5 protein-coding genes and 1 pseudogene are annotated in these 6290 nt (G+C 41.9%); all 6 read right to left on the reverse strand.

The annotated features are described in order from the left end of the window. Positions 1 to 362: pseudogene (locus E0E16_RS08430) on the reverse strand (peptidoglycan DD-metalloendopeptidase family protein); the annotation flags it as partial. 22 nt (positions 363 to 384) lie between these two features. After that, a complete protein-coding gene (locus E0E16_RS08435) occupies positions 385 to 819 on the reverse strand; it encodes an HU family DNA-binding protein (RefSeq protein WP_130829971.1) in 435 nt (144 codons plus the stop codon). Positions 820 to 1048: 229 nt separating this feature from the next. Then, positions 1049 to 1495 (reverse strand): hypothetical protein, encoded by a 447-nt coding sequence (locus E0E16_RS08440; protein WP_021669211.1) that lies wholly within the window; start codon positions 1493 to 1495, stop codon positions 1049 to 1051. Continuing rightward, positions 1473 to 1625: a hypothetical protein gene (locus E0E16_RS13590; protein WP_021669210.1), complete on the reverse strand. Its 153-nt coding sequence runs from the start codon at positions 1623 to 1625 to the stop codon at positions 1473 to 1475. The genes E0E16_RS08440 and E0E16_RS13590 overlap by 23 nt, the downstream gene beginning before the upstream one ends. A gap of 302 nt (positions 1626 to 1927) precedes the next feature. Then, on the reverse strand, positions 1928 to 2416 hold the full coding sequence (locus tag E0E16_RS08445) for a hypothetical protein (RefSeq protein WP_036870219.1): 489 nt from the start codon (positions 2414 to 2416) through the stop codon (positions 1928 to 1930). Further along, the coding region (locus E0E16_RS08450; protein ID WP_165444217.1) for an RHS repeat-associated core domain-containing protein at positions 2400 to 6290 on the reverse strand (3891 nt) is incomplete at its 5' end. The genes E0E16_RS08445 and E0E16_RS08450, both read right to left, overlap by 17 nt.

Here is a 6290-nt window from a genome sequence, read left to right on the forward strand (position 1 = left end):
TTCACCGTGCGCTCACCGTCGGCATCATACCAATAGTTAGCCACAAAACCGTTCTCATCAGTAGCAAGAAGACGATTTTCCTCATCCCAGCGGAACTTCTGCTCGCCTGCCTTCTCGTCCTCCTTGCCGTCACGCTTTACACGAGAGGTATTGATGTAGACAAGGTTTCCGTTGGCATCGTAGATGTACTTGTGTCCGTTGTTGATGTTCGTGCTGTCCGTAGGAGTTTCTTCCGTTCGGTAGTTGATATCACGAACATTGTCGAGTTGGAATAATGGGTCATAAGTCACACCTATTCCCTCCACACACATAGGCTTGTGCATGGAGGGAAAATTAAGCGGGTTATGGTTTTGAGCGTACATCAATTAGGCAATAGGTGTGCTGTTAAGGATTCAGATCTTCTTCCTCTTTGGGCTTTTCGTTATCGCCTTTCTTCTTTTTGACCACTCGGAGTTCTACAGATTTTGCAGCGTTACGCATGGCAGCTTTTGGCGTAAAGACTATTTTCGGTGCCTTCAGACTGTCGGCCGTAACTTCTACCTCTGTGTCCATCATCTTGGCTGGCACTACGATGCGGAACGAACCGAGGTCTGCCAAATCCACGCTCTGTCCCAATTCGAGGGCATCGCGCACGATTGCACCAAGGCTGATGAGGGCATTACTCACATCACCTGCCGAAAGCGAGGTCTCACGGACGATACGGTCTACTACCATTTTGTTTGTCAGATGCTGTTGCGATACTGGCTGTGCATAATACACGATCTGTCCCTTGCGCTTGCCGATAGGCTGCGTCTTTGATTTTACTTCAAATTCTATCATACTCTTTAATTGTTTATGGTTATCAACTATATAACGTTGTTCTTTCCTGTTTATTGCTTACGGCTTTTAATACCCATATAAGGGTAATGATGAACACCCTTATAAGGGTATTGCCTGTTACCCTTATAAGGGTGTTGGGACATACCCTTGTATGGGTAAGTTCAAATCGATTATATATAGGCTAACCAACGAAACTATCTTTCGTTTCAAATTTATAATTGTCAAAATATTACTGATATACCACATTAGCACATTTTACTATTTTTGAAATATGATAATCAGAATCATAACTATATGAAATCAAGAAAAAGAGACATCCGGTATTACTTACTAAATAATTAGAAGTCGTAAATTGCCCATTCCCTTCTTTCTTTATTATTGTTTTATAGTCTATTCCACCACTTGTTGCATTTAATATAGTATCTCTAACTACCGAAAAAAATAATATGGAATCAGACGAGCTAAAGTATTCACCATCTTTTTTAAAAAAATGGTCCTTCTCTGTCTTTGTTGATGATTCTATTACTATTTCCTTTTTTGAATATGTTATATCGAAAGATTGACGTGTATTAGAGGATAAACTTTCCCTCCTCTCACTACATGAAGATAGTGGCATCAATAAAGATGCCACTATAATCGATAGAAACCACTTGCTATTTACCAAATTCCCTTTCATATCTTCTTTGCTCTTTATCAAATTCTTTCTTTGTGGAAGGATATCTCTTTATTAATTCTCTTTTTACTTGATTATAATTAGAGACACCCACATGTTTTTTATCTTGTTTTGCTAAAGATCTATGATCCATATCTCCATTAGGATCCTTTGTGAATAATTTCTGTACGGCTTCTATTCCATCCTTTTCATAGGCACTACGAACATCATTTACAGAGACTACAAAACATGCTAGATGTGCAATCCATAATCCAAATTATTTTTTTTGATTCAGGATAAATTTAAATCTCTGTATCCGTTTTGCATACAGTTATTTGTTTTTTTATATTCATAGTTTTATCTATTTATAACCAAGGAACATTTTCTTTTTGAGAGAAGATTTATAATTACCATATATTATAATGACAACTCCCAATCTAGGGCATTACCAATACTTTAAATATCGTTATTCAAAGTATTCTGCAACATTCTGAAAGTTTTGCTTTTTTTGTCTATTTTGTATAATTTATAGATACTATCATAGCTGCTTATAACAATTACTGAATCACTGATGCTTTTTATATTATATTTATCACCTCCTAAAATTAATAGACTATCATTATATAGCGACCACTTCTCGCTCCATAATTGATCGCGTAGATAATATTTTTGTATTTTATTTCTATCAATATGCTCGTAAATAAACCATTGCCCATCTTTGTTAAAATAATAATAAATAAAATGATTGTCATCTTCATGTTCCTTTGTTTTCCAAAAGCAATAAGAGTCTCCACAAATAATTTCAGCACCACTTTTTTTATGAGATTCACATGATATTATCCCCAAAAAAACAACAATAGAACCTATAAAATAAAAGTAATATATTTTACAGTCCACTAGCTTCTTGCCAGTGGACTGCACTTTATGTTTAAAATTGTATTTCATTTCCACCATTTAAATAAGTTGGAACACTATTTACCCCATTTGCTTTTAAAAGTTCGGATGCTTTTTCTATATACTTATTAAATATGCGATTATTTTCTTTGTATAATTTTTGTAATTCCTTTTGAAGATATCCAGCCGTTCCTTCCTTAAATGAAGCTGTTGTCTTCTTGAACTCTGGTGCTTGCATTTGTCTCATTATAACTTGAATTTCTTCCTCACGAGATTTTCCACGTATTTGTGTGTGGAAATTTTCGTGAGATAGCGTACTACTCATATTATATATTTGTGATAATTTTTTATTGAAATATCCTTTTTTAACCAACACACGAATAATCTTATCATTGAGAGTATATGCTAAAGTATTTGCGTCTGTACCTTTTGGAGTTGACGCATCTACTCCTATTGCTGTGGCATGTTGGGTTGCTCCTGTCTTCTTTGCATAATGGTACACTATTCTCATCATTTTTCTAAGTCCTCCACTTTTGTAATTACCAAAGTTATAGTCAGATAATATGACGTTTCCATTTCTAGTTTGAATATAGATATAAGGATCTTTATCATTTCCGTTTGAACGTATAAATTTTCCACTCGTGCTAAAATAATCAGCTAATCCATTCTCGTCAATTCTATTAATTGGATTATTATGACAATAAGTATAAGTGCTTGAATATGGCATATTTTTTTCCATTGGATCTGTACTCATCCATAGACTCAACCTTGGCTCGTAGTACCTCGCTCCATAGTAGTACATATCTGTCTCCTCATCAAATTCTTTTGCATTGAAGAGGTACGGCGTATTCCATGTGTTGTTGCGTTCTTCTATGAATACTTCGCCGAACGGCACATATTCGATATGCTGTGCTACCTCGCCGTCAAGGTTGGTGATGTAGCTACTGCTGCCCAAATGGTCAGGATGGTAGTAGAACTGCATCTTCTCATAATTATCCTTATCGTGGAAATTATCGTTTGCAGCTCTTGTGCGTGCCATAGCACGGGCTTGTGCTGCTTCAGGCGTACCATCGTCACAGCAGAAGCCTTGACCGTTCACGTAGTCATCGTTGTCCTTACCATTATATGGCAAGTCAAACGCCTTGTAGTTGTCTTTAATGGATTGCAGTTGCTGATTGTATTTATCCTTGTAGTTAATGATCAAGCCATCAGCCTCATTACCTGCATACGGGATGCGTCTTGGGTCTGCACCGTAGCTGGCAAGGTCACCTAATTTGCTAACAATACGCTGTGAACCGATGTAGATATGCTTGGTGTACTTACCACCTTGCCCTGCCACGAGATATGGGCTGACATAGAGACTGAATCTTGCCGTACTGGTGTTGCCACCCGAGAACTCGGAGTTCACATAGATGGCTTCATTCTCGCCTGATGTCTTCACTGTGCGCTCGCCATCAGCATCGTACCAATAGTTGCTCACAAAGCCGTTTTCATCGGCTGCCAACAAGCGATTCTCCTCGTCCCAACGGTACTTCTGCTCGGTTGCCTTTTCATCCTCCTTGCCGTCTTTCTTTACACGAGAGGTGTTGATGTAGACAAGGTTTCCGTTGGCATCGTAGATGTACTTGTGTCCGTTGTTGATGTTCGTGCTGTCCGTAGGAGTTTCTTCCGTTCGGTAGTTGATATCACGAACATTGTCGAGTTGGAACTTCTTACCCGCATCCTTGCCGTAAGTATAAGTGAGTTCGTAGCCTGCGTTGAGCGTGCCGTCGAACTGCACACCTGTCTGTGAGAGGTGTTGCTTCTTACTCGTGATACGATGCATATTGTCGTAGCCCATAGATAACGTATAAGAAGCGGATTTATTGTCCGTTCCCTTATAAGTTCCCGTTGCGCTTGCCAAACGATACAATGGGTCATAAGTATAATTGTGGCTCATCTGTCCGCCTGCCTTTCCACTCTGTGGGAGTGGAGCATTGTTCTTAATACCGAGTACGTTACTCACTGCATCATAGCTGTAGGCATTGTCCATAATAGTACCAGCCTTAGCATTGACCACGAGGTTCTGCAATCGTCTGCGTGCAGGGTCGTAACTGTAGAACGTCTCCGCTCCGTTGCAGTACTTCAGATAGGTGCGTTGCTCAAACTTGTCATAACCTATCTTGTTCACATAGTCGTAGCCATAGGACTTGTAACCACGCACATGGTCTACCTGTCCACCGAGGTTGTAGCCATAGGTTACTTTCTCCTCATCGGGGTAAATCATTTCCAATAGGCGATTGTGGCTGTCGTACTTCCACTGCGTTACGTAGGTTGCCACTGCCTGATTAGGCACAATCAGGGTGCGCACGGTCTTCAACACCTCACCCATCTTACCGTAGTAATACTCGATAGCGCCACTGCCGTCCTCACGGAGCATCAATCTGCCGATACGGTTGTGAGAAGAGTTGATACCACCATAGTGGTACTTCACGTTATTTTCCGGATGGTCGGGATAGTTGATGGCTGTCAGACGACCGTAATCGTACTCGTAATTGATGGTCTTGCCCTCTTTTTTGAGGTTGGCTGTCTGCTTGGTTATCACATTACCCAAGGCATCGTAGGTAAAGGTGGTGGTACCGCTGGCAGGGTGTCTGACCTCGGTGCGGCGGTCGCCCATATCATAGACAGATGTCGTTACGTTACCTTCTGTATCTGTTACCTTAACCAATCGGTCGATTCCGTCATATTCGAAGGAGGTGGTAATCGTACCGTCAGGTCCGCTGAGTTGCTCGGTCTTTACGGTCTTGCCACTACCATCGGTATAGGTAGCCTGACGATTACCCAACGCATCAGTAACAGTCGTTACGAGTGCATTGCTACCTGCATCGGTGGTGTATTCCGTCTTGGTCTCGGCATTGTCAGGAAGCGTTACTTTCATGGCACGGTCAAGCACGTCATAAACCGTTACGGTTGGCGACACGTTGTCAAATGCCTTGTTGAAAGTTGTCTTGCTTCCCACAGCTTCGGTTACAGGGTAGTAAGCCTTAGCCACACGACCGAAAGCGTCATAGACATTGCGTCCGCTGACAATCATCACGGTCTCGTCTTTCGGAGCACTACCCTTGGCAGCTGTCGTTACCACACCGTCTTTCTTCACCTGAACGGGACGCCCGAAGCCGTCCACGAAGGTTACGGTCTCCATATCATCGCTTGGGTGCTGTATGTCGTAATGTTTAGTCACGGCATAGGCAGGCACTGTGATACCATTAGTACCGAAAGTAGCCTTAGGCTGATAGTCAAAGGCAATGATGTACGGCACACCTGTAGCCAACTCATTAGGCCCACGCACAGCTTTCACACGTCCGAGGTTGTCTATATCCGTTTCATAATAGAAGTGGTTGAGATCCATACGGCGGAGTGCCATACCATAGCGGTAGTCGAAGTTGGCTGCCTCGCTACGGTAGCCAAATGCATCGTCTATGCGCTCCACATACATATTCATCACCGGCTCATAGCGGTAGGTGTACCACATGCGCTGTCCCTTGCTGTTAGCAGGAAGCGTAGTCTTGATAATGTTGCCGTAAGCATCATAAGTATAGTCAGAGACAGCTTCACCGCTTCCGAGTTGTTGCTTAATCTGCGTGATATGGTTGGCATAGTTCAAATCGTAAGTCGCAGAGACTTGATGATAAGTCTTACCATCACCGCCCGTTACGGTTACGTTGGTAGGTAGCCCGAAGATATGTTTGTTATCATTGTGAGCATATTGTATTGCGGTTTGGTAGTCGAACTTACCCGAACCGTCAGCACCCAACTTACCCTTATCACTGAACTTGTAAGACTTCAGCTCTCCGTGATAACCTGTGAGATAATACTCATTCCAAGCCTCTGAGGTGGTGATACCGGTTGCCTGCCCCTCATACTGCTTATTGGCGGTATAGCG

The sequence above is a fragment of the Prevotella rectalis genome (assembly GCF_900607215.1).
In the GTDB taxonomy this organism is placed as follows: Bacteria; Bacteroidota; Bacteroidia; order Bacteroidales; family Bacteroidaceae; genus Prevotella; species Prevotella brunnea.

Bases quoted from the DNA above. Each gene is read 5' to 3' on its own strand.
- E0E16_RS08440 (WP_021669211.1), bottom strand. From the start codon at position 1,495: ATGAAAGGGAATTTGGTAAATAGCAAGTGGTTTCTATCGATTATAGTG.
- E0E16_RS13590 (WP_021669210.1), bottom strand. From the start codon at position 1,625: ATGGATCATAGATCTTTAGCAAAACAAGATAAAAAACATGTGGGTGTC.
- E0E16_RS08445 (WP_036870219.1), bottom strand. From the start codon at position 2,416: ATGAAATACAATTTTAAACATAAAGTGCAGTCCACTGGCAAGAAGCTA.
- E0E16_RS08435 (WP_130829971.1), bottom strand. From the start codon at position 819: ATGATAGAATTTGAAGTAAAATCAAAGACGCAGCCTATCGGCAAGCGC.